A 23,503-nucleotide genomic window follows, 5' to 3' on the forward strand; every position below is an offset into this window, starting at 1 on the left:
GTCCGAGCCTACTGCGTCGGCAAAGGCGTCAGCAAGATCGATCCATCGACATTTGCGACCATGCGAACCGGCAGGATCTGCTGAACCGCAGCGATGAACTGCGCAGAGTCGGACGTTCCGAACCGGCCGCCGATCCGGAGCGCGGCGAGGCGGTTGTCGCCCAGCACGATCGGGGCGCGGCGGTAGCGGTTGAATTCGGCGACCGCCTGTTCGAGCGTATCGCCGTCGAGTTCGATCACGCCCTCCTGCCATGCGGTACGCTGCCGGACGACCGCGTCTCCGAGATGGTTCGTCTCCGCGACGCCGCCGCGGATGGCAGCGCCGTAGCCCGCAGCCACCGTGCGCAGCATCTTCGCGCCGTCGCTGACTCCGACGGCACCGCGGGAGACGGTCAGCTCGACCAGTTCGGCGCGGATCCGTACGTTGAACGCGGTGCCCAGCACGCGGAGCAGGCTGCCGCCGACCTGTACGTAGAAGGGGCGTTCCGCGTCATGCGCGACATCGAACATCGCCTCGCCCTGCAACAGGCGGACGACGCGGCGGCTGGTTTCGAACGCGACCGCGATGACCGAGCCGGTGTTCAGGTCGATCCGGCTGCCGTCGGTTAGCGATACCGATCGGCGCGTGCCGATATCGGTGGTGTAGCGTTCGTCGCGCGATCCGAGTGCGAGCGTCGTCGCGATACCGCCCACCGCGCTCGCGGCGAGCAGGCCGGCGAGCAGCGTACGTCGATGCGTCGGCCTGGCGATCCAGTGGCCGGTCGGGTGCGAATTCTCGCGCACGGCGTCGCCTTGTGGGGCGGCCGCGCGCAGCCGACCTGCCGTCTCCCACGCGCTCTCCGCCCGGGCGAGGGCGATCGCGTGGAGAGGGCTCTGGCCGGCCCAGTCCATCGCGATCCGTTCGCGCGCGGGATCCGGGGTCGACGAGAGGCTAGCGACCAGTCGCGCCGCCTCCGCGTCGATCTCGGACCTCTTCGATTGCGCGGTCGTATCGTTCAACGGCAACTTCCTCGCGGTCCCTGATCGCCTGCATAATGCGGGTGATCGCCTTGGTCAGGTGCTTTTCGACTGTAGAAACGGACAGACCCAATTCTTCCGCTATCTCGGTCATCGAACGATCGTGCACGCGCCGCAAAAGGAACACGCGGCGGCATTGCGGGGGCAGCGTGTCGACGATCACCTTCAGCCGGCGGAGTTCGTCGCGCGCATGAAGCCCGGCCTCGACGCTGTTGTCGACATGAAGAAGGTCGAGATCGGCGACGACATCGAACGAGACGATCTTGTCGCGCCGCGCGATGTCGATGATCAGATTGCGTGCGATCTGGAACAGGAAGGCGCGGCCGCGATCGATCCGCGTAAAGTCCGCGCAGGCATAGGCGCGCGCCATCGTCTCGGCAGCAAGATCCTCGACGTCGTCGCGGTTGCGGACGATCCGGCGCAACCGTGCGAGCAGCGCCGGTTCGTGCGGCAGCACGACGGTCTTGAACCAGGTATATCGATCGATATCGGCAGCCACGACGCACTCCCGGGCGTTCGAGTTGCCTCTCCTAAAAGCGTCTTCGATTCGTAACAAACCACGCCGCCGCGATCCTGTCCAGTGCGTGAAGGCGCGTGAAAGGCGGCGAGACAGTCTGAAAATTTCGTGAACGACGGGTGGCGGGTTTTTATCGGCAACTCGTTCGAAGGGGCAGGACGCTACGGATCGGGGGATCTTCGCCACATGCCAGCCTTCTCTATTGTCGCACGCAGCCTGGCCGGGTGTGCCGTCGTCGTCGGCCTGCCGACCGCCGCGATCGCCAAGCCGCAAGAGGTCAGCTTCAGGATTGCCGAGCAGCCGGTGCAGGCCGCGCTCGCGCAATTCTCGCAGCAATCCGGGCTGCGTCTGCTCTACCCCTATGAACAGGTCATCGGACTACGATCGCAGGGCGTCAGCGGCGCGATGTCGCCACGCGATGCGCTGACACGGCTGATCCGCGGCACCTCGCTGAAGATCGTCGTCATCAAGGACGGCTATGTCGCGTTGCGCGCCGACACGGCTGCCCTGCGGCCGGTCGCGCTGGCGGCGGCGATGACGCGGCCAATGGCGGGGCAGGTCGTGCAGCGTCGCGATGCCGCGCCGACGCCGCCCGCGGCCCCGGAGGCCCAGGTGCAGGAGGATGCCGGCAGCGATATCGTCGTCACCGGATCGCGGGGCCAGCCGCGGACGGTCGCGGACAGCCCGACGCCGATCGACGTCATCGGTGGCGCGGATCTGCAACGCACCGGGCGGTCGGGCGTCCTCGCCGCACTCAACACGCTGATCCCGTCGTTCAACCTGCCGTCACGCGCGGGCGGCGGCACGTCCACGGTGATCTCGACCGGCGGCCTGCGCGGGCTGAACCCGGACCAGACGCTGATCCTGGTCAACGGAAAGCGCCGGCACAAGACGTCGCTGATCAACGCGGTGTCGACCTATTACAACGGATCGGTACCGGCGGATCTCGACATGATCCCGACCGCGGCGGTCGATCATATCGAAGTGCTGCGCGACGGTGCGGCGGCGCAATACGGGTCGGATGCGATCGCCGGCGTCATCAACATCATCCTGAAGAAGTCGTCGAGCGGCGGCTTCGCGACCGCCAGCGCAGGCCAGAACATGGATCGCAGCGACGGCGAACTCTATCGCGCCGAGTTCGATATCGGCACGAAGCTGGGCGAGGACGGTTTCCTCAACGTCGCGGTCGGCGCCAAGAAACAGCTCGCCTCCAACCGCGCCGAGCCGATCGCGTCGACGATCCGCCTCTATCCGCTGGTCGCCGGCCAGCTCGATCCGCGCGAGGCGACGATCGATCGTCAGGTCACCTCCAACTACGGCGCGATGCCGCAAGAGAGCATCAACGGCAGCTACAATGCGGGCTACGATCTCGGCGACGTTACGCTCTACAGCTTCGGCACGTACGGCCAGCGCAAGTCGGACCTGAACTACACGTATCGACCGGCGACCAACGCCAACGCGCTGCCGGGCGTTTACCCCAACGGCTTCTATCCCCGCGTCGTGATCGCCGAGGAGGATTACGAGTTCGCGGTCGGCGCGAAGGGCGTCGTCGCCGGCTGGCACTGGGATTTCAGCAGCACGCTTGGCAAGAATCGTTCGCGCCAGAATGCCGACAACACGATCAACGCCTCGCTTGGACCGACCAGCCAGACCGAATTCTACGTCGGTACGCTGGTGTCGAAGGAGGCGGTCAATTCGCTCGACCTGACGCGCGGCTACAAGGTCGGCGGCGGCAACCTCCAGGTTTCGACCGGTATCCAGCACCGGATCGAGAGCTATCAGATCAAGCAGGGCGAACCCGCGAGCTATGCGGCGGGGACGTATACCACCAGCCGCGGCCGACCATCGCCCGGCGCATCGGGTGCGGCCGGGTTCACGCCCGACGATGCCGGCTTCATCAAGCGCAACAACTTCGCAGGCTATCTCGACGTTGCGTACGATCCGACGCGCGACATCACGATCGGCGGCGCGGTGCGCTACGAACATTATGACGACGAAAGCGGCGATACGCTGATCGCCAAGCTCAATGCGCGCTATGCGATCACGCCGTGGGCGGCGTTGCGCGGTGCGGTGAGCACGGGGTTCCGCGCGCCGGCGCTCGCGCAGCAGATCTATGCGTCGACGACGGGGCAGTTCCGCAATCTCGGCAGTCCGCCGGTGCTCAACCTGTTGCAGATCAAGACGCTGCCGGTCGGATCGCCTGCCGCGATCGCGCTGGGGGCCGAGCCGCTGACGCCGGAGAAATCGACCAACTTCAGCGGCGGGATCGTCCTGCAACCGCTCGAGCGGCTGACTGTGACGATCGACGGCTATCAGATCAAGGTGAAGGACCGGATCGCGATCACCAGCACGCTGACCGGCTCGGCGGTGTCGGCGATCCTGATCGCGAACGGCCAGTCGCCCGATATCAGCGCGCAATATTACACCAACGCGATCGACACGCGGACGCGCGGGATCGACGTCGTCGCGACCTATCGCCACCCGCTGTTCGACGTGGCGAACCTGTCGTGGAACCTCGGCTACAACTACAACAAGACGATCATCACCGGGGTGAAGGACAACCCGGCGGCGCTGGCGTCGCTCGGCGCGGATTACGTGCTGTTCGACCGGCTGTCTCGGAGCAACCTGACGGTCAACCTGCCGCGGACCAAGCTGTTCATCGGCAACGTCGCGACCGCGGGCGACTTCTCGCTGAGCACGCGCGTCGTCCGCTACGGCGGGTTCAAGGCGTACGGCAACGCGGTCGTCAGCGATCGGTCGTTCGGCGCGAAGTGGATCACCGATCTCGAATTCGCGTGGCAGGCGACCAAGCAGCTGAACCTCGCGGTCGGCGCGAACAACCTGTTCAACACCTATCCCGACCGCAACGACACCGCGACCAACGTCAACACCGGTGCGGGCTTCTATTCCACCGGCGGCGCCTACGGGTTCACCGGCGGCTTCTATTACGGCCGCGTGTCGGTCGAGTTCTGAGGATGAGCATGCGCAACCTTGTGATCGTGAGTGCCGTGATCGCGGCTGGCCTGGCGGCACCCGCCGCAACCTCGAAGACGCCTGTCGCGAAAGGCGGCGAGATCCTGTGGGACAGCTTCGGCGTGCCGCACGTCTATGCGAAGACCGAGGCGGGGATCTTTCACGGCTTCGGCTATGCGCAGGCGCAGAGCCACGGCAATCTGCTGCTGCATCTGTACGGAGAGGCGCGCGCGCGGGCGGCGGAATATTGGGGCGACAAATACGCGGCGTCGGACAAATGGCTGATCGCCAACGACGTGCCCGAGCGATCGGCGCGCTGGTATGCGCAGCAGACGCCGCAGTTCCGCGCCGACCTCGATGCGTTCGCGGCCGGCATCAACGCCTATGCCGAGGCGCACCGCGAGACGCTCGATCCGACCGTGCTGCAGGTGCTGCCGATCCGCGGCGTCGACGTGATGGCGCACGCGCATCGCCTGATGAACTACGTCTATATCGCGTCCGAACAGAAGGTGCTGGCGAACCCGGAGGCGAACGAGGCGGGCGGGTCGAACGCCTGGGCGGTCGCGCCGTCGCGCTCGGCGAGCGGCAAGACCCTGTTGCTCGCCAACCCGCATCTGCCGTGGTCGCCGAGCCTGCTGACCTATTACGAGGCGCATCTGAACGGGCCGGGATTGTCGTTGTACGGCGCGACGCAGGTCGGGCTGCCGATCCTGCGGTTCGGGTTCAACGACCAGTTGGGGTTCACCAACACGGTCAACACGATCCTCGGCTTTACCGCGTACAATCTGAAGCTGGCGGACGGCGGGTATAGTTTCGATGGCAAGACGCTGCCGTTCAAGACGGTGGGCAAGAGCTTCAAGGTGCGCCAGCCCGACGGTACGCTGAAGACGGTCGCGTTCGAGCAGCGATCGAGCGTGCAGGGTCCGGTGTTCGCGACCCCAGACGGGCGCACGATCGCGCTGAAGGTGGCGGGGCTCGATCGGCCGGGCGTGCTCTCGCAATATTACGAGATGGGCCGCGCGCGCGACTGGGCGCAGTTTCAGACGGCGGTGCGGCGCGTGCAGGTGCCGATGTTCAACATCGTCTACGGCGACCGTGCGGGGCACATCCTGTACCTCGACAATGGTATCCTGCCGAAGCATCCGGACGGCGATTTCAGGACATGGTCGCGGCCGGTGGCGGGCGATACGTCGAAGACCCTGTGGACCGAAGTGCACGGTTATGACGACCTGCCCAAGGTGCTCGATCCGGCGTCCGGCTTCGTCCAGAATGCGAACGATCCGCCCTGGGTGTCGACATGGCCGCAGGTGCTCGATCCTGCCAAGTTCCCGGCGTATGTCGCGGTGCGCGGGCCGATGAGCCAGCGCGCGCAGATGTCGGTCAAATTGCTCGCCGAGGGGCCGAAGATCAGCTTCGACGATTTCGTCGCGAAGAAGGTCACGACGCGGTCGCTGATGGCGGACCGGTTGCTGCCCGAACTGGTGCCGCTGGCGGAAGCGAGCGACGACCCCGAACTCAAAAGCGCGGCGGCTTTGCTGAAAGGGTGGGATCACCGGTTCGAGCCGGACGCGCGCGGTGCGCTGCTGTTCGAGACCTGGGCGCTGCTGTTCTCGCCGACCAACTTCACGACGCTCAAGAACTACCGCGAGACTTGGTCGGCGGAGCGCCCGCTCGAGACGCCGACGGGCCTGAAGGATCCGGCGGCGGTGCTGGCGATGCTGAAGGCGGCGGTGGCGAAGACGCGGACGCTGTACGGCGCGGTCGATCGGCCGTTCGGCGAGGTGTCGCGCTTCCATCTGGGGGCAGTCGACCTGCCGGGGAATGGCGGGTTCGGGAATACCGGCGTGTTCCGGACGATGACGTGGGGGCCGATGAAGAACGGCCAGCGCACGCCGGTCCACGGTGAGACCTGGGTGTCGATGGTCGAGTTCGGGACGCCGATGAAGGCGGTCGGGCTGATGAGCTACGGCAATTCGAGCCAGCCCGGATCGAAGCACGAATCCGACCAGCTCTCGTACCTCGCGAACAAGACGTTCCGGACGCTTTGGACGATGCGCGGCGAAGTCGAGAAGCATGTCGAAGAGACGACCAAATTCTAAATTCGGGGAGACGACGGATGACGAAATTCTGGATGGTGGCAGTGTTGGCTGCGATGACGGCGAGCCCGGCGATGGCGAAGGACGCGCATAGCGGCACCTGGGTCTCGAACGAGGCGAAGAGCTACTGGAGCGACGGCAAGTTTCCCAAGGGGTTCAAGCTGACGATCGAGATGAAGTTCGAACCGAACAAGCTGATCTATCACGCGGTCAACACGACGCGTCCCGGGGTGCCGCCGTACATCAACGATTTCGTCGCGACGCTCGACGACGGCATCAGCCCGATGGACAATCCGCGCTTCAACGAGATCCGTATCAAGCCACTCGATGCGGACACGTTGCAGGTGCTCGAGCAGAAGGACGGCGACGTCATCGTCGGGCAGTATTGGCGGTTTGCCAAGGACGGCAAGTCGTTGGTACGCTGGGGCATCGGCAAGGCGCCGGACGGCAAGTCGAAGGCGTTCCTCGAATGGTTCGATCGGGTGAAATGATGCGCAAGATCGTCGCCGTTCTCCTTGCCGCGCCGCTGATCGTCGGCGCGGCGCCTGATGCGAAGACGGCTCGAGGGGTGCATGAGCGCGCGATCGTGCTCGATACGCATTTCGATACGCCCGCCAATCTCGGGCGTGCCGGCTGGAGCATCATGGACCGCCACAATGTCGCGGTGACGGGCGACCAGGTCGACTATCCGCGGATGGTGGAGGGCGGCGTCGATGGCGGGTTCTTCGCGATCTATATCGGGCAGGGGCCGCGCACGCCCGCGGGTGACCGCGCCGCGCGTGATGCAGGCCTCGTTCGCGCGGTGCAGATCCGCGAGATGGTCGCCGCGCATCCCACCGTGTTCCGGCTGGTGACGACCTCGGCGGAGGCGCGTGCGGCGGTCGCGGGCGGCAAGCGGTTCGTGTTCATGAGCATGGAGAACGGCTATCCGTTCGAGGCGGACCTGAGCCTCATGCGGACGTTCCAGCGGCTCGGCGTGACGATGATGAGCCCGGCGCATTTCAAGAATAACGACCTTGCCGACAGCGCGACCGACACGCCCGAATGGAACGGCCTGAGCGAGAAGGGGCGCGCGTTCGTCGCGGAGGCGAACCGGCTGGGGATCGTGATCGACGCATCGCACAGCTCGGACCTGTCGCTGCGCCAGATGATCGCGCTGTCGAAGGCGCCGATCATCCTGTCGCATTCGGGCGTGCGCGCGATCTTCGATCATCCGCGCAACGTGACCGACGCCGACCTCCGGCTGCTCGCGGCGAAGGGGGGCGTGGTGCAGGTCAATGCATTCAACGGCTACATGGTGCCGCAGCCCAAGATCGCCGAGCGCGATGCGGCGATGAAGACGCTGATGACCGGCATCGATTTCGAGAAGATGACCGACGCGGATCGCCGGAAACTGGTCGCCGGGCGCAAGGCGATCGACGCGAAATGGCCGGTGCCGAAGGCGCATTTCGACGACGTGATGAAGCACCTGCTCCACGCGATCGAGGTGGCCGGGATCGACCATGTCGGGATGAGCGGCGACTTCGACGGCGGCGGCGGGGTCGAGGGGTTCGACGACGTCACCGACTATCCGAAGATCACCGCGGCGTTGCTCGCGCGCGGGTTCAGCGCGGCGGACGTGGCGAAAGTGTGGGGCGGCAACGCGCTGCGCGTGCTTGACGCGGCGCAGCGGCTGGCCGAACCGGGCGTGAAGCCGGCGATACCCGTGACGTCGTGATCGCAAGCCCGGCGAGCCGCAGAAAGGCCGCCGCGGATTGAATTAGGGGGAGGGGACCGGGACGCCGCATACGGCAACCGGTCGGTCTGAAGGCACTCAACGGTCGGTTCGCCGACCCAGAAGGGAGCCTTTCGCATTGACCAAAGCCCGTTATTCCGTCGGTACCGCCCTCGTTCTGCTGATGGCAGCCGCCCCCATGACCGCGTACGCCCAGGTGACCGCAGAGCCGCAGGTGACGGAAGAAACGACCGGTGAGATCGTCGTCAGCGGGCGTCGCATCTCGCAGGCGGACGAGGCGGTCGGGCAGGACCGGATCACCAGCACGGTCGCGGTCACGCGGGAGGCGCTGCTGTCCGCGCCATCGGGCATCTCGGGCCTCAAGATGCTGGAGTCGCTGCCCGGTTTCAACGTCCAGACCGACGGCGCGCTCGGCCTCTACGAGTTCGGCAACAGCGTACAGGTGCGCGCGTTCAACCTCGACCAGATCGGCTTCATCGTCGACGGCATCCCGACCGGGCGCAGCGACGCGTTCGGCGGCAGCCCGATCTTCCGCTACGTCGACAACGAGAATCTCGGCGTGGTCGAGGCCTCGCCGGGCGCCGGCGGGGTGACGATGCCGAGCTATTCCTCGCTCGGCCCGATCGTGTCGTATCGCTCGATCGAACCGCAAGAAGACCTCGGCGTGTTCGCGTCGCAGAGCTTTGGCGATTTCGACATGAAGCGGACGTTCGTGCGCGTCAGCACCGGGCGGGTCGGGCCGCTGAAAGCCTATGTCAGCCGGACCAAGCTCGATACCGATCTCTGGCGCGGCGCAGGATCGGTCGACCGCGAGCATTGGGAGGCGATGGCGCACGTCGACCTCGGCGGTACGAGCTGGGCGCGGTTCAAGTTCGTCGCCAACGACTTCTTCGATTACGATTCCCCGTCGCTGACCCGCGCGGAATACAATTCCACGACGCCCGATCTCGGCGGCAATGTCGGGCGGTACCGCGGCTATCTGGGGACGGTGCCGGTCTACGCGCCCGTCGCCGGCGGCCGGCAATACTCGAACGCCAACTACACCTATGTCTCGAACCTCGCGATCAACGTGCGGAAGGACAAGCTGTACGGCGCGACCTTCCACGCCGGGATCGCGGACAATGTCTATGCCGAGACGACGCTCTACTGGGAGGACAAGACCGGCTACGGCGTGTCGCCCGACAGCTACGCCAACTCGCTCACCCGGTATCGCCAGCAATCGGCGGTCGGCCTTGCGCTCACCGCACCCCGCGGCACGCAGTTCGGCGTGTCGGGAGTCGGCGGAGACCGGATCGGCATCGTCCAGTCGCTCCACGCCGATGTCGGCCGCCACGCGCTCGACGCCGGGATCTGGGCGGAACAGGACAAATATCACCGCACGCAGCTGCGCTACAACACGGTCGGCGGGTCGCCCGCCGCCGATCCGATCTACAGCGAGTCGGTGTATCTGCGCCGCGACTACCGCACCGAGCGGCAGACGACGCAGCTCTATGTCCGCGACCGGATCGCGCTGACCGACAGCTTCAGCCTCGATCTAGGCAACAAGATGCTCGATCTCGATTACCAGCATCGCGGCTACCGCGACTTCAACGATTACGCGCGGGTCGTGAACGGCGTTGCGGTCGCCGGCTGGGGGCCGCAGTACAACCGTGCGCACTATTCGGATTATTTCCTGCCGACCGCGGGCATCCTGTTCAAGCTTCCCGACGGTCGCTCGCAGCTGTTCGCGTCCTATGCGGAGAACATGGCGCTGCCCAAGGGGATGGATGACGTCTTCTCGGTGTCGTACGCGAGTTCGGCGGCGCTGGTCGCGGCACCGGCACCAGAGCGCTCGAAGAATGTCGAACTGGGTGTCCGCACCACGCAGTCGCAGTTCTTCGCGTCGCTGACCGGATATTACACCAAGTTCGACAATCGCATCCAGTCGATTACCTCGATTCTGCCGGGCACGAGCAACGTTACCGAGACCTTCTACCAGAATGTCGGTGGCGTGGAGGCGTATGGCGCCGAGCTGCTCGCGAACTTCAAGCCGACCGCACTGCGCGGGTTCGCCTATTTCAACGCGAACGTGACGTACAACCATGCGCAGTTCCAGGATGATATCGTCGCCAACCCGATGCTGACCTATCGGACCGCAGGCAAGTTCCTGCCCGACAGCGCGAAGTGGATCGTGTCGGGTGGCGTCACCGTCGAGCCGTCGCCGTGGCTGGTCGCCAATCTCACCGCGAAATACACGAGCAAGCGCTTCTCGACGTTCGACAACAGCGCAGGATCGTCGGTGCCCGGGTTCACCGTGTTCTCCGCCTATGCCGATATCGGCGACGGGTTTTCGCTCGGCCCGATCAAGAACGCGAAGATCCGCGTCAACGTCGACAATCTGTTCGACAAGGACGTACTCTCGTTCATCTCGCCCGCGATTACCGGCGACGGTCTGTTCCGCCCCCTTAGCCCGCGCACCGTACAGCTCAGCCTGTCGGTCGACCTTTGATCTCTGTCTCCAGCGAGGATTTTGCCATGACCGAACAGACTTCCCTTCCCGAAGATGCCCGCGACGACCTGCTCGACCGGGGCTATTCGCGGCGGCAACTCGCGCGGGTCGCGGGGATCTTCGGCGCAGGGGCGGTGGCGGCGTCGCTCGGTCGCCCGGCCTGGGCGTCGGGCGGCGTGCCCGATCCGGCACCCACCGCGAAGGTGCGGATCGGCGCGAACGAATGCTGGACCGGGCCGCTGCTGCCGGGCCAGCGCGCCGCGCAGAAGATCATCGCCAACAGCAATCGGTACGCACCGCAGGACGAGCGCAACGATTTCCTCAAGGCGGTGATGGCGGTGGAAGGCGTGCCGTACGATCACATCGCGCCGTGGCCGGGCTCGAGCGATCCGCTGTCGCGCGCGATCGTCAGCTTCTGTTCGCCGCAGCGGGGTCTGGTGACCGCCGACCCCACGTTCGAGCTTGCCGGGCGAACCGCGGACTGGCTCGGTGCGCCGGTCAAGCGCGTGCCGCTGACCGCCGAGTATGCGCATGACGTCCGTGCAATGCTCGCGGCGGATCCGAACGCTGGGCTGTATTACATCTGCACGCCCAACAACCCGACGGGGACGATCACCCCGATCCCCGACATCGAATGGCTGATCGCGAACAAACCCGCCGGCTCGATCGTGCTGGTGGACGAGGCTTATACGCACTTCGCAGGCGTGCCGGTGGCGTCGCCGCTGGTGACGGCAGGGCGCGACGTGATCGTGCTGCGGACCTTCTCGAAGATCTTCGGGATGGCCGGCATGCGGATGGGCTTCACGATGGCGCGGCCGGATATCCTGGCGAAGATGATCCGCTACGACGGCGGGATGCAGTCGGGTGCGTTGCCGCTGCCGTCGCTGGCGTGCGCCACGGCGAGCCTGACCGCGGCACCGCTCATCGCCGCGCGCCGCGCCGAGATGGTCCAGGCGCGGGGGATAGCGCTCGATCACCTCCGCGCACGCAACATCGTCGTCAAACCGACCAGTGCGAACATGATCATGATCGACTGGAAGACGCGCCCGGCAAAGGACGTGCAGGCGGCGTTTCGTGCGCAGAGCGTGGAGATCGGGCGGTCGTGGCCGATCTGGCCGACGGTGTCGCGCGTGACGGTCGGCTCGGCGACGGAGATGAAGGCGTTCTGCGTCGCGCTGGACAAGGTGATGGCCTGAACCAGACTGGGAGCGGGCGAAGTTCGATGGCGTATCCGGGATCGTGCTGGCGGCACGGCCCGGCTACGTCCCATCGTCAGGTTCGAGACGGTCGGGTCGTGCCCCGTCCTGCTCTGGTGCGGGATACTGTGCTGCCTGTTCTCATGTGCGGCACGATCGGGGCGGACGCCGTGCCGCACAGGCTCGCCCCGCTCTCGGCTAGGATTTCGGCGATCCGGACAGGTCTTTTGCCCCTGCGGCACCTTTCACGACGACGATCTTCGGTAGCCTGCGGATCGGCTCGACGGTGATGTTGCGAAACCAGGTCTCGGCGCCTTCCGATTGCAGCTGGATCCGTCCGTGCGTCAGCGGCTGGCGGGTTCCGTCCGGCGCGATCGTCGCGATATCCGTGACCTCCGCCACCGGTACGCCGTTCACGACATGCACGGCGCGGTTACCCAGCACATAGAGATCGAGCGTGTTCCATTGCCCGATCGGCCGTTCGGCATCGATCGCGGCCTCCACGTTCCAGGTCGGCGTTCCGTTGACCATGTCGATCGGCCGGCCGCCGACGCGGAACCGTAGCTGGGGTGCGATCAGCGAGGGATCGTCGACCACGGTCGTCCGCGCGCGAACCTTGCTGCCGACGACTACCGCCATTCCGGTCGAGCCCTTCATGATCTCGAATTCCATCGACGGCTGCCACGTCCCGAAGACCTCCCCCGGCAGGCCGTGCGTATGGTAGAGCAGGCCGTTGTTCGGCGGCTGCCGATCTCGCGGCGCCCATGTCTTCGCACCCCATTTATACTGGAGGCGAAGATGATAGTCGGCGAGGTCCGCGCGGTGGACCAGGCTGCCCCAGGTTCGACCCTTGATCCAGATCGCCGGACCGCCGTCGACCTGACGGACGGCGAAGTCTTCACCACCGCCGTCGCGAGCAGTGCCGATCGGCTTATTTTTGGGATCGCCGCGATAGGTCACTGCAGGGTCGACGTAACCAAGCCAGGGGCGCCAGTCCTTCAGGCTTCGGCCATCGAACAGAATGACCGGTTTGCCCGTCGCTGGCGGCAGGTCGGTCAAGGCAAGCCGCTGGCGGGCGACGACCGGTGCGCCGGCCGTGACTGGCGGCTGTTCCTCGAGGCTCTGCGCCGCGGCGATCGCGGGCAGCACGAAGACGATCGGTAACGCGAAGGTCTTGATCATGGAAATCCTCTCGCCGGGGTCGGCTCGGGTTGTCGCGGGGGCGCGCCGTGCGTGGCGCCGGGGATCGCGGTACTGTGTCGTACCACGAGTTCGTGGCGCAGCGTGACCTGTCGAACGGGGCTGCCGCCGCGCAGGATGCCGACCAGCAGCTCGACGGCGCGGCGGCCGATCATCCCCTTGGGCTGGGCGATCGTCGTCAGCGGTGGCTGGAAATAGCGCGCGAGCGGCAGGTCGTCGAAGCCGACCACGGAGACGTCCTCCGGGCACGACAGTCCGGCTTCGCGGATCGCGCTGAGCGCACCCATCGCCATCTCGTCGCTAAAGCAGAATATCGCGGTGACGCCTTCCGCCAGCAGGCTGCGGGCATGCACGAACGCCGATCCTGCGGCATAATCGCCTACCCGAATGTGCAGGCTTTCGCGGAGACCCGCGCGGTCCGCCGCGTCGATCGCACCGGCGAGGCGATCGCGGCTGATCGGGCTGGCTTGCGGGCCGGTGACGATGCCGATCTCGTGGTGGCCTAGGCCGACGAGGTGCTCGACCGCCTCGGCACTCGCGGCGGCGTTATCGATGTGCACGCTGGGGACGCCCAGATCGGCGCTGTATTCGCAGCCGTTGACGATCGGCGCGGCGGCACCTTTGCGCGACAGCAGCGGCTGGAGGCTGGCGGGCAGGCGATGGCCGAGGAAGATCAGCCCGTCGACCTCGCGGCGCGAGAGCATTTCCGCATATTGATCCTCGACCTCGGGATCGTGGCGGGTGTCGCCGACGACGACCGAATACTCTGCGTCCCGCGCGGCTTCTTCCGCGCCGCGGATGACGCTGGCGAAGAACGCGTTCGAGATGTCGGGGACGGTCAGCAGGATCTTGGCGGCGCGCAGCGTGCGCAGGCTCCGTGCGGCGACGTTGGGTGCGTACCCCGACGTGCGGACGACCTCGAGCACACGCCGCCGCGTGTCTTCGGACACCTGCTCGGGGCGGCTCAACACGCGCGAAACGGTGGCGGTGGAGACGCCCGCGAGTGCGGCCACTTCGATGATCGTCGGCATGACCTCGTCATGGATCGGCTCGGCGGCAGTGTCGATAGCGATCCAATGTAATCCTTTACATTCGTTTCGCAGCTCCGTAGCTTTGTGATCGACAAGCAGGAAAACTGCGATCGGAGAGGTGGCGAATGGCGCTTGCAGATACTGGATCCCCAGCCACGACCGGCGATCTCTCGACGGATCCTGCGTTGACCGGCCCCCTGCTGACCGGCCGCCTCAGCGCCATGATGTTCATGCAATTCTTCGTATGGGGCGCCTGGACAGTAACCCTCGGCCTCGTCATGCAGACCGTCGGCATCGGCAACCTCATCGGCAACGCCTTTTCGGTCGGCCCGATCGCGTCGATCGTCGGCTCGTTCCTGCTCGGCATGGCGGCGGCGCGCTACGTCGCCCCGCGGATGCTGATGGTGATCCTGCACCTGGTCGGCGGCGTGCTGTTGTTTGTTCTGCCGTCGCTGGTGACGCCGGAGAATGGCGGCACCTTCGTGTGGCTGCTGCTCTGCTACATGATCCTCTACATGCCGACGGTCGGCCTCGCCAACACGATCGCGCTGAAGAGCTTTGGCGAACGAACCGACAAGTTTCCGTTCGTCCGCGCATTCGGCACGCTCGGCTGGATCACGGCGGGGCTGATCATCGGCTGGGCAGGGTTGTCGGCAAGCCCGGAGATCTTCCGCGTCGCGGCGGTCGTATCGATCGCGCTGGGGCTCTACAGCTTCACGCTGCCGAACGTGACGGCAGACGCGCCGCGCGACGAGAGCGTGCTTCGCCAAGTGTTCTGCGTCGAGGCGTTCGGGTTGCTCAAGCAGCGCTCGTTCCTGATCTTCATGACCTGCGCGACGCTGATCTCGATCCCGCTGGCGATGTATTACGCCTATGCCTCGCCCTATGTCGGCGCGACCGGCATCAGCAACGTCGGCGGCACGCTCGCGATCGGGCAGATGTCCGAGCTCGTCTTCATGTTCTCGATGCCGTGGTTGTACCGCCGGTTCGGGGTGAAGCCGCTGCTGCTGGTCGGCATGGCCGCATGGGCGTTGCGCTACGCCTTGTTCGCGATCGGCGATGGCGGATCGTCGATCTGGGCGGTGTATCTCGGCGTCGCGCTGCACGGCGTGTGCTATGATTTCTTCTTCGTCGCCGGCGCGATTTACACCGGTACGATCGCCACGCCGAAGGGTGTGAACGCGCAGGCGCAGGGTATGCTGACGCTGTTCACCTACGGCGTCGGCATGCTGCTCGGCTCGCAGATCGGCGCGCTGCTGTACGCGCAGCTGCCGGCCTCGCCGACCATCGCCGACTGGCAGCATATGTGGTGGTATCCCGCCATCGCCGCCGCGGTGATCGCGCTGCTGTTCCAGTTCACGTTCCGCGACGACACCAGAAAGATCGCAGCATGACCGGCATGAAGGGTCCGGGGATATTCCTCGCCCAGTTCCTTGGCGACGAAGCGCCGTTCGACACGCTCGACGGTCTGGCGGAATGGGCAGCAGGGCTCGGCTATGTCGGCGTCCAGATCCCCTGCAACGCGCAACTGATCGACCTGAAGCTCGCCGCCGAGAGCAAGACGTACTGCGACGATCTTCGCGGGACGCTCGCGAGGTACGGCATCGAAGTCACCGAATTGTCTACCCATCTGCAAGGCCAGCTCGTCGCGGTCCATCCGGCGTACGACACGCTGTTCGACGGCTTCGCGCCGCCCGAGGTCCACGGCAAGCCCGCCGAGCGCCAGCTCTGGGCGGTCGAGCAGGTGAAACTGGCGGCGAAGGCGAGCGCCAATCTTGGGCTGACCGCGCACGCCACCTTCTCCGGCGCGCTGGCTTGGCCGTACGTCTATCCATGGCCGCAACGTCCTGCCGGGCTGATCGAGGAAGCGTTCGCCGAACTCGCGCGACGCTGGACCCCGATCCTCGACGTGTTCGAAGAGGTCGGCGTCGATTGCGCGTTCGAGGTCCATCCAGGCGAGGACGTCCATGACGGCGCGACCTGGGAGCGGTTCCTGGCGGCCGTCGACAACCACCCGCGCGCGCGCCTCCTGTTCGATCCGTCGCACTTCGTGTTGCAGCAGCTCGATTATCTCGACTTCATCGACCGCTATCACGACCGGATTTCGTGCTTCCACGTCAAGGATGCCGAGTTCAACCCGAACGGGCGTACCGGCGTCTATGGCGGCTACGAGAACTGGGTCGACCGCGCCGGCCGTTTCCGCTCCCTCGGCGACGGGCAGGTCGATTTCTCGTCCATCTTCAGCAAGATGGCACAATATGGCTATGACGGCTGGGCAGTGCTCGAATGGGAGTGCGCGCTGAAACGGTCCGATGACGGCGCGCGCGAAGGCGCGCCGTTCATTCGCGACCACATCATCCGCCTGACCGAGCGCCCGTTCGACGACTTCGCCGCCAGCGGCATCGATCGCGCCGCGATCCGCAAGCTGCTCGGACTGTCCGAGGGGCAGGCGTGAGCCGGCTTCGTCTCGGCATGGCCGGCGGCGGGGAAGGGGCCTTTATCGGCGCCGTCCACCGGATGGCGGCGGCGCTCGACGGCGACTGGGACCTGGTGGCGGGTGCGTTCAGCACCGATGGTGGGCGCAACACGCGCACCGGCGCGCTGCTCGGTCTCGATCCGCAGCGGATCTACCCGACGTTCGATGCACTGATCGCGCACGAAAGTACGCTGCCCGCGGACCAGCGCATCGAAGCGCTCGCGATCGTCACGCCGAACCACCTTCACGCGCCAATGGCGATCGCGGCACTGGACGCAGGCTTCCACGTGTTCTGCGAAAAGCCGATGGCGATGAGCGTCGTCGAGGCCGAGGCGATCGCCGCCGCCGCCAAGGCCAGCGGCCGCCACTTCGCGCTGGCGTTCACCTATAGCGGCTACCCCATGATCGAAGAGGCGCGCGCGCGGGTCGAACGCGGCGATTTCGGCGTGATCCGTCTGGTCCAGGTCGAATATATGCAAGGCTGGCTCAGCCAGTCGATCGACACCGACGGCAACAAGCAGGCCGAATGGCGGACCGATCCCGCGCGCGCCGGTCTCGGCGGCTGTCTCGGCGACATCGGCACGCATGCGTTCCAGCTTGCCGAGCATGTCTCCGGCCTGTCGGTGGAGTCGGTCTCGGCGGACCTCACCACGCATGTCGAAGGCCGGCGGCTCGACGACGACGTCAGCGCACTGCTCCGCTTTGAGGGCGGCGCACGCGGCGTGCTCAAGGCGAGCCAGGTCGCGGCAGGCGAGGAGAACGGACTTCGGCTGCGCATCCACGGCGAACGCGGCGGGCTCGACTGGTCACAGATGGAGCCCAACACGCTGACGCTCCGCTGGCTCGATCGTGCGACCGAGGTCGTGCGGACCGGCGGCCCAGGCATGCTCGACGCGACCGCCACGCTGGTGCGGACTCCGGCTGGGCATCCCGAGGGGTATGTCGAGGCGTTCGCCAACCTCTACCGCGCATTCGCCTCAGCGATCCGCGGTAATGGCGACGACCGTTGGTTTCCAGGCGTGACCGATGGCCTGCGCACGATGCGCTTTATCGAGGCGGTCATCGCTAACGCCGGGTCGGACCGGAAATGGACATCAATGGATTCGGGAGACTCTGAATGAAGTTGCTCATGGCCTTGGTCGCGGGAAGCATCGCGGCGGTTGCGGCGGCCACGATATCCGTGCCGACCACTGCACAATCGACCGCAGTCTCGCCCCCGGCATTCGCCGCCTGCCGTGCTTGTCACACTGTCGTGAACGGCGGCCGCAACGGCATCGGGCCAAACCTGTACGGCGTTGTTGGTCGTGCCGCCGCAGCGACGCCAGGCTTCAATTATTCCGCTGCGATGAAGGCGTCGAAACTGCGCTGGGACGAGCAGACGCTCAACGAATATCTCGCGGCCCCTCAGAAGAAGGTGCCAGGCACGCGGATGCCGATTGCGACGCCCGATGCCGCCAAGCGCGCGGCGATCATCGCGTACCTCAAGGCGGAGGGCGCGAAATGATGGTGATAGTCGCATGACGCTCTCCCGCAGAAATCTGCTCGGGGCTGGGCTCGCGGCAGGCGCCGCCGCATCGCTTGTCCCCGGCATGGCCGCCGGGCAACGCCGCAGCTCGAACGCCGCGCGCTTTTCGCTCGGCTACGCCCCCCACGAGGGCAGCTTCGCCAGCCGCGGCGGACGGATCGAGCAGATCGCCTACGCCGCCGATCAGGGCTTCACCGCTTGGGAGGACAACGAGGCGGCGACGCGGTCGGTGGCCGAGCAGGAGCAGATGGCCAAGGCGCTGGCGCAGCGCGGCATGACGATGGGCGTGTTCGTCGCCAGCATGCCCAAATGGTCCCAGTCGCGGCCGTTGCTCGGCGCCAATGACGGCGCCGAGCGCGAGGCGTTTCTCACCGACATCCGCGCGTCGCTCGACGTCGCCAAGCGGCTGAATGCGACGCGGATGACCGTCGTCACCGGGTTCATGGACCCGAAGGTTCCGGTGGATATCCAGACCGCCCGCGTCATCGACGTGATGCGCCGCGCGGGCGATATCGTCGCGCCATCGGGCGTGGCGATGGTGATGGAACCGCTCAACACGCGGACCAACCATCCGGGCGTCTATATGCAGACGATCGCGCAGGGCTATGCGGTCGCGCGCGGTGCCAACAGCCCGGCGGTAAAGATCCTCGCCGATCTGTATCACGAGCAGATTCAGTCGGGGAATCTGATCCCGACGCTGGCCACCTGCTGGAGCGAGATCGGCTATATCCAGTTCGGCGACAATCCGGGCCGCAACGAGCCGTCGACCGGCGAGATCAACTTCGCCTCGATCGTGAAGTGGCTGAAGGCGCAACGTTACACCGGCGTGATCGGCATGGAGCACGGAAATTCGATCGCCGGCCGCGCAGGCGAGGATCGCCTGATCGCCGCCTATCGCGAGATCGACACAGCATGAGGGGGATGGGGATGAAGACGGTGGTGATGGCGAGCGTCATCGTAGCGCTGGCGGGACCAGTTGCGGCGCAGGACAAGCCCGGCTTCAAGGACACGCCGATGTTGCCCGGCGGCCAGTGGCACGTCCATGATGCCGACCGCCCCGCGCCGGTCGTGGTCGCGCCGGCCGCCACCCCCGGCGGTGCGCCCGCCGACGCCGTGGTGCTGTTCGACGGGCGTTCGCTCGACGCATGGAAGCCTGATCGCATCGCTTGGCCGATCGCCAACGGTGCACTCACGATCCCCTCGCGTGCGAAGAGCGGCGGCGAGAACAACCTGGTCTCGAAGCAGAGCTTTGGCGACGTGCAGATGCACCTCGAGTTCCGCTCGCCCAACCCGCCGACCAAGACATCGCAGGATCGCGGCAACAGCGGCATCTGGTTCATGCAGCGCTACGAACTGCAGATCCTCGATGGCTCGCAGAACCCGACCTATGCCGATGGCACCGTCGGGGCGGTCTATGGCTGGAAGCCGCCACTGGTGAACGCCGCGCGCCGTCCCGGCGAATGGCAGACCTACGACATCGTGTTCGAACGCCCCCGCTTCGCCGCCGACGGCAGCCTGCTCCGCCCTGCGTACGTCACTGCGCTGCTCAACGGCGTGCTCGTCCAGAACTACCAGGCGATGCTCGGTACCACGATCTGGCGCAAGGTCGCTGCGTACACCGCGCACGCCGACGCCGCGCCGATCCAGCTTCAGGATCACGACTCGCCGGTGTCGTTCCGCAACATCTGGGTCCGTCCGCTGACCGAGGCGGCGATCGCGCAGGATCTAGGGAAGGACGGTAAATGATCGACCGCAGAACAGCACTCGCCGGTGTCGTCGCCATGTTCGGCACAGCTTTGTATGCGCCGATCGCACGCGCAGCCGGGGTCGCGGCAACACCGGGCTCGGCGGCGGGCATCCCCGTCATCAGCGAAGGCCCGCCCAGCGTCGCGGTCTTCACAGCCCCACAGCGCGCACTGATGACCGCGCTCAGCGAACGCGTGCTGCCGACCACCGATACGCCGGGCGCCATCGCCGCGGGCGTACCAGCCTATATCGAAAAGCTGCTCGCCGACTGGGCCGCACCCGCCGACCGCGTGCCGATCCTTGCCGGGCTCGATGCGATCGAAGCGCGCAGCCTCAAAGACTATAAAGTCACAGGCGCAAAGGCGACCGCGGCACAGCACGACGCGCTGCTGACGCTGGCGATGAACGACCAGATCCCGTCCGGCGGCGTTTTCTTCGAAGCATTCCGACAGCTCGTCATCACCGGCTATTACACGTCGGAAATCGGCATGACGCAGGAGCGCGAATATCTGCCAGTGCCGGGCGAGTATAACGGCGCATTCCCCTATTCTCCGGTCAACAAGGTGTATTCCGCATGATCCTCAGTCGTAGAAACCTGCTCGCCGGCTCCGGCGCGGTCGCAGCTCTCGCGTTCGTGCCGACCGCTTCCGCGGCACAGTTGAAGGCGATAGGCCTGCAACTCTACACGATCCGCGACATCTTCTCGAAGGACCCGGCCGGCACGCTCGGGCAGGTCGCGAAGATCGGCTACCGTGAGGTCGAGTTCGGCGGTGGTGGCTATGACGGCATGGACCACGCGATGCTGCGCCGGACGATGGACAAGCTCGGCCTGACCGCGCCGTCTGTGCATATCGGCTATGACGCGCTGCTCCAGCGGTTCGACCAGTCGGTGACGATGGCCAAGACGCTCGGCGCCACCACGGTTGTGCTGCCGTACATGACCGACGAGCATCGCAACGAAGCGGGCTGGGCCGCGGCGCTGCCGAACTTCAACCGGTTCGCGGCCGACCTGAAAAAGGCCGGGCTGGGCTTCGCGTATCACAATCACGATTTCGAGTTCACCACAAAGCCGGGTGGCGTCAGCCTGTACGAGCGGCTGCTGAAGGAGACCGATCCCGCGCTCGTGAAGCTCGAACTCGATCTCTACTGGGCGCTGCATGCGGGCGAAAACCTGACGACGCTGATCGAGCGGCTGTCGACGCGCCTCTACGCGTATCACGTCAAGGACATGCGCCCCGATCGGAGCATGACGGCGGTCGGGCAGGGTACGATCGGTTTCGCCGCGCTCTTCAAACTGAAGGGGAGTGCCGGGGTGCGGCATTTCTACGTCGAGAACGATCAGGCCCCCGCGCCCTATCTGCCCGACATCACCACGAGTTTCCGGACGTTGCGCGCCCTGCGTTTTTAACGGGGCGTTTCTAACCGGGCACATGTCTAACCGAGTATTAGGAGAGGAAGATCATGGCCGAGACCAACAGGTTCGACGCGATCGTCATAGGGTCTGGCGTAAGCGGTGGCTTTGCCGCCAAGGAATTGACCGAAAAGGGCCTTCGCGTCCTGATGCTAGACCGCGGCAAGATGGTCGAGCACGGCGAGGGCTACACCTATGACGGCAAGCCCGCCTATGAGATCCCGGCCCGCAACATCATGCCCAAGCCGCTGATCGAGAGCGACTATTTCATCGCCACGCACGGCTATGTGTCACCCGGCAACCAGGAATTCTACAATGACGACCGGCTGAACCCGTACGCGTATGACGAAGGCAGCAAATTCTACTGGATCCGACCCGCGGCGGTGGGCGGCAAGTCGATCATATGGGGCCGCTGGTGTTTTCGCTGGAGCCCGGAGGATTTCGAGGCGAACAAGCGCGACGGCATCGATGGCGACTGGCCGATCCGCTACGACGACGTCGCGCCGTGGTACAGCTATGTCGAGAAATACATCGGCGTATCGGGCTCGCGCGAGAACCTGCCCTATCTGCCCGACAGCGAATTCCAGCCGCCGATGCCGATGAACGTCGCCGAGAAATGGCTGAAGCAGAACCTCGAGACCAAATTCCCCGGTCGCAAACTGATCCACACCCGGCTGTCGAACATGACCGAGGACAAGCCCGACCAGAACCGCACGAAATGCCAGTTCCGTAACCAGTGCAGCAACGGCTGCTCGTTCGGCGCCTATTTTTCGACTCAGGCGGTGACCTTGCCAGCTGCGCGCGCGACTGGCCGCCTGACGCTCAAGTCGGACTCGGTCGTCACCAACCTAGTGTATGACGCGGCGCGGAAAAAGGTCACTGGCGTCCGCTATATCGATGCCAAGACCGGCCAGGCGGAAACGGTCAACGCCGATCTCGTCTTCCTCTGCGCGTCGGCGATTGCGTCGACCCAGATCCTGCTGAACTCGCGCGCACCGGGCAGCGATCGCAGCTATTTCGACGCCAGCGGCACGCTTGGCCGCTATGTCATGGACCACATCTTCCGCGTCGGGATCGAGGGTGACATTCCCGGCATGGATTCGTTGATCGAATATGGTCGACGTCCGGGCGGCGTCTACATCCCGCGCTTCCGCAATATTGGTGGCGACGAAGGCGTCGGCTTCAAGCGCGGCTATGGCTATCAGGGCAGCGCGCGCCGCGATCCGGCGGCACCGGTCGGATTCGGCGCGTCGATGAAACACGGTATGCGTAAATATGCGCCCTGGAAATTCCACATGGGCGCATTCGGCGAATGCCTGCCTTATGCGGACAACCGCGTGTCGCTGCACGCGAGCAAGGTGGACCGGTTCGGCGTCCCGCTGGTCCGCTTCGACGTCCGCTTCCGCGACAACGAGCTCAAGATGATGGCCGACGCGCGAACGCAGGGCGAGGCGATGCTGAAAGGGGCAGGGCTCACCAACGTCACGAGTAGCGAAAGCGAGCACGTCCCCGGCGACGCGATCCACGAGATGGGCGGCGCGCGCATGGGCCGCGACCCGCGCACCTCGGTGCTCAACGAATGGAGCCAAGCGCACGCGGCCTCGAATCTCTACGTCACCGACGGTGCGCAGATGGCGTCAATCTCCTGCGTGAACCCGTCGCTGACCTTCATGGCGCTGACCGCCCGCGCCGCCGATCACGCGGTGCGCCAGATGACGAAGGGATAAATCGGGAAGGCTGTCCGGCCCCCGGATAGCGCACGGGTCCCCAAAGGCCGGTCCCGTCCAAGTGCCGCTGCAAACCGCGGGCCGGCAGCGCCGACGGTTAAGGGGCAGACGATGGCGCTGTGGCTGATGCGGGAGCGAATTTAATCGCAGGTCAAAATAGCCGCTTGACCTATAACATTCGCTCTCCTAAATACGTCGAACCGCAGCGGAGTGCCTCACGGCTTCTGCGACGGTCGTAAAAAACCAGATGCTCCAAGCTTCTCGAAAGGGAGGTTATGCGAGTGTCGGTATTTTTGTCGGCTCTTTGACATTGTAGGTTAAGATGAAGGGACATGTGGGCGGCGGCTTGCGGTTCTCGGGCTCCTC

General features: G+C 65.7%; 19 protein-coding genes. 15 read left to right on the forward strand and 4 right to left on the reverse strand.

Going from position 1 to position 23,503, the window contains the following annotated elements; genetic code table 11:
* Positions 1-8: 8 nt before the first annotated feature.
* The gene (locus C8J45_RS17925; RefSeq protein ID WP_107964508.1) at positions 9-998 is read right to left on the reverse strand and encodes a FecR family protein; all 990 of its coding nucleotides are present in this window, start codon (positions 996-998) and stop codon (positions 9-11) included.
* Positions 931-1,515 carry an RNA polymerase sigma factor gene (locus C8J45_RS17930; RefSeq protein ID WP_107964509.1) on the reverse strand — a complete coding sequence of 195 codons (585 nt, stop codon included), beginning with the start codon at positions 1,513-1,515 and terminating at the stop codon, positions 931-933. Before C8J45_RS17930 ends, C8J45_RS17925 begins: the two co-directional genes overlap by 68 nt.
* Positions 1,516-1,719: 204 nt before the next feature.
* On the opposite strand from C8J45_RS17930, the gene C8J45_RS17935 reads away from it, so the two are divergent.
* The 6 genes from C8J45_RS17935 (at position 1,720) to C8J45_RS17960 (ending at position 12,021) form a co-directional block, all read left to right on the forward strand.
* Complete coding sequence (locus tag C8J45_RS17935) at positions 1,720-4,506, forward strand: TonB-dependent receptor (RefSeq protein ID WP_107964510.1); 2,787 nt, start codon at positions 1,720-1,722, stop codon at positions 4,504-4,506.
* A gap of 8 nt (positions 4,507-4,514) precedes the next feature.
* The gene (locus C8J45_RS17940) at positions 4,515-6,605 is read left to right on the forward strand and encodes a penicillin acylase family protein (protein ID WP_107964526.1); all 2,091 of its coding nucleotides are present in this window, start codon (positions 4,515-4,517) and stop codon (positions 6,603-6,605) included.
* Positions 6,606-6,622: 17 nt separating this feature from the next.
* Positions 6,623-7,093 (forward strand): hypothetical protein, encoded by a 471-nt coding sequence (locus C8J45_RS17945; RefSeq protein WP_107964511.1) that lies wholly within the window; start codon positions 6,623-6,625, stop codon positions 7,091-7,093.
* Positions 7,093-8,319 (forward strand): dipeptidase, encoded by a 1,227-nt coding sequence (locus C8J45_RS17950; protein WP_258191522.1) that lies wholly within the window; start codon positions 7,093-7,095, stop codon positions 8,317-8,319. Before C8J45_RS17945 ends, C8J45_RS17950 begins: the two co-directional genes overlap by 1 nt.
* 196 nt (positions 8,320-8,515) lie before the next feature.
* Positions 8,516-10,825 carry a TonB-dependent receptor gene (locus C8J45_RS17955; RefSeq protein WP_258191523.1) on the forward strand — a complete coding sequence of 770 codons (2,310 nt, stop codon included), beginning with the start codon at positions 8,516-8,518 and terminating at the stop codon, positions 10,823-10,825.
* A 26-nt stretch (positions 10,826-10,851) separates the two neighbouring features.
* Positions 10,852-12,021, forward strand: a complete 1,170-nt coding sequence (locus C8J45_RS17960; RefSeq protein ID WP_107964512.1) for a pyridoxal phosphate-dependent aminotransferase — start codon at positions 10,852-10,854, stop codon at positions 12,019-12,021.
* 198 nt (positions 12,022-12,219) lie between these two features.
* Here the strand turns inward: C8J45_RS17960 and C8J45_RS17965 are convergent, their stop codons facing one another.
* On the reverse strand, positions 12,220-13,203 hold the full coding sequence (locus tag C8J45_RS17965) for a DUF1080 domain-containing protein (protein WP_107964513.1): 984 nt from the start codon (positions 13,201-13,203) through the stop codon (positions 12,220-12,222).
* Positions 13,200-14,252, reverse strand: a complete 1,053-nt coding sequence (locus C8J45_RS17970; protein ID WP_107964514.1) for a LacI family DNA-binding transcriptional regulator — start codon at positions 14,250-14,252, stop codon at positions 13,200-13,202. Before C8J45_RS17970 ends, C8J45_RS17965 begins: the two co-directional genes overlap by 4 nt.
* A gap of 185 nt (positions 14,253-14,437) precedes the next feature.
* Between C8J45_RS17970 and C8J45_RS17975 the strand changes: the two genes are divergently transcribed.
* The 9 genes from C8J45_RS17975 to C8J45_RS18015 are packed head-to-tail and all read left to right on the forward strand — an operon-like array spanning position 14,438 to position 23,137.
* Positions 14,438-15,646, forward strand: a complete 1,209-nt coding sequence (locus tag C8J45_RS17975; RefSeq protein WP_258191524.1) for an MFS transporter — start codon at positions 14,438-14,440, stop codon at positions 15,644-15,646.
* Complete coding sequence (locus tag C8J45_RS17980) at positions 15,643-16,707, forward strand: sugar phosphate isomerase/epimerase (RefSeq protein ID WP_107964516.1); 1,065 nt, start codon at positions 15,643-15,645, stop codon at positions 16,705-16,707. Before C8J45_RS17975 ends, C8J45_RS17980 begins: the two co-directional genes overlap by 4 nt.
* Positions 16,708-16,724: 17 nt before the next feature.
* Positions 16,725-17,849: a Gfo/Idh/MocA family protein gene (locus C8J45_RS17985; RefSeq protein WP_107964517.1), complete on the forward strand. Its 1,125-nt coding sequence runs from the start codon at positions 16,725-16,727 to the stop codon at positions 17,847-17,849.
* A complete protein-coding gene (locus C8J45_RS17990) occupies positions 17,846-18,232 on the forward strand; it encodes a cytochrome c family protein (RefSeq protein WP_107964518.1) in 387 nt (128 codons plus the stop codon). Before C8J45_RS17985 ends, C8J45_RS17990 begins: the two co-directional genes overlap by 4 nt.
* Before the next feature lie 13 nt (positions 18,233-18,245).
* The gene (locus tag C8J45_RS17995) at positions 18,246-19,169 is read left to right on the forward strand and encodes a hydroxypyruvate isomerase family protein (protein WP_107964519.1); all 924 of its coding nucleotides are present in this window, start codon (positions 18,246-18,248) and stop codon (positions 19,167-19,169) included.
* An 11-nt stretch (positions 19,170-19,180) separates the two neighbouring features.
* Complete coding sequence (locus tag C8J45_RS18000; RefSeq protein ID WP_258191525.1) at positions 19,181-19,999, forward strand: DUF1080 domain-containing protein; 819 nt, start codon at positions 19,181-19,183, stop codon at positions 19,997-19,999.
* Complete coding sequence (locus C8J45_RS18005; protein ID WP_107964521.1) at positions 19,996-20,577, forward strand: gluconate 2-dehydrogenase subunit 3 family protein; 582 nt, start codon at positions 19,996-19,998, stop codon at positions 20,575-20,577. The genes C8J45_RS18000 and C8J45_RS18005 overlap by 4 nt, the downstream gene beginning before the upstream one ends.
* Entirely contained in the window at positions 20,574-21,407 is an 834-nt protein-coding gene (locus tag C8J45_RS18010; RefSeq protein ID WP_107964522.1) for a sugar phosphate isomerase/epimerase, read from the forward strand. The genes C8J45_RS18005 and C8J45_RS18010 overlap by 4 nt, the downstream gene beginning before the upstream one ends.
* 53 nt (positions 21,408-21,460) lie before the next feature.
* A complete protein-coding gene (locus tag C8J45_RS18015) occupies positions 21,461-23,137 on the forward strand; it encodes a GMC family oxidoreductase (protein ID WP_107964523.1) in 1,677 nt (558 codons plus the stop codon).
* Positions 23,138-23,503 lie beyond the last annotated feature (366 nt).

Source organism: Sphingomonas sp. PP-CE-3G-477 (genome assembly GCF_003050745.1).
Classification (GTDB): Bacteria; Pseudomonadota; Alphaproteobacteria; order Sphingomonadales; family Sphingomonadaceae; genus Sphingomonas.

Coding starts and splice junctions, on each gene's coding strand:
- C8J45_RS17940 (WP_107964526.1), top strand. CDS start 4,515: ATGCGCAACCTTGTGATCGTGAGTGCCGTGATCGCGGCTGGCCTGGCG.
- C8J45_RS17950 (WP_258191522.1), top strand. CDS start 7,093: ATGCGCAAGATCGTCGCCGTTCTCCTTGCCGCGCCGCTGATCGTCGGC.
- C8J45_RS17995 (WP_107964519.1), top strand. CDS start 18,246: ATGACGCTCTCCCGCAGAAATCTGCTCGGGGCTGGGCTCGCGGCAGGC.
- C8J45_RS17935 (WP_107964510.1), top strand. CDS start 1,720: ATGCCAGCCTTCTCTATTGTCGCACGCAGCCTGGCCGGGTGTGCCGTC.
- C8J45_RS17985 (WP_107964517.1), top strand. CDS start 16,725: ATGGCCGGCGGCGGGGAAGGGGCCTTTATCGGCGCCGTCCACCGGATG.
- C8J45_RS17965 (WP_107964513.1), bottom strand. CDS start 13,203: ATGATCAAGACCTTCGCGTTACCGATCGTCTTCGTGCTGCCCGCGATC.
- C8J45_RS17990 (WP_107964518.1), top strand. CDS start 17,846: ATGAAGTTGCTCATGGCCTTGGTCGCGGGAAGCATCGCGGCGGTTGCG.
- C8J45_RS18000 (WP_258191525.1), top strand. CDS start 19,181: ATGAAGACGGTGGTGATGGCGAGCGTCATCGTAGCGCTGGCGGGACCA.
- C8J45_RS18015 (WP_107964523.1), top strand. CDS start 21,461: ATGGCCGAGACCAACAGGTTCGACGCGATCGTCATAGGGTCTGGCGTA.
- C8J45_RS17980 (WP_107964516.1), top strand. CDS start 15,643: ATGACCGGCATGAAGGGTCCGGGGATATTCCTCGCCCAGTTCCTTGGC.
- C8J45_RS17955 (WP_258191523.1), top strand. CDS start 8,516: ATGACCGCGTACGCCCAGGTGACCGCAGAGCCGCAGGTGACGGAAGAA.
- C8J45_RS18010 (WP_107964522.1), top strand. CDS start 20,574: ATGATCCTCAGTCGTAGAAACCTGCTCGCCGGCTCCGGCGCGGTCGCA.
- C8J45_RS17945 (WP_107964511.1), top strand. CDS start 6,623: ATGACGAAATTCTGGATGGTGGCAGTGTTGGCTGCGATGACGGCGAGC.
- C8J45_RS18005 (WP_107964521.1), top strand. CDS start 19,996: ATGATCGACCGCAGAACAGCACTCGCCGGTGTCGTCGCCATGTTCGGC.
- C8J45_RS17970 (WP_107964514.1), bottom strand. CDS start 14,252: ATGCCGACGATCATCGAAGTGGCCGCACTCGCGGGCGTCTCCACCGCC.
- C8J45_RS17960 (WP_107964512.1), top strand. CDS start 10,852: ATGACCGAACAGACTTCCCTTCCCGAAGATGCCCGCGACGACCTGCTC.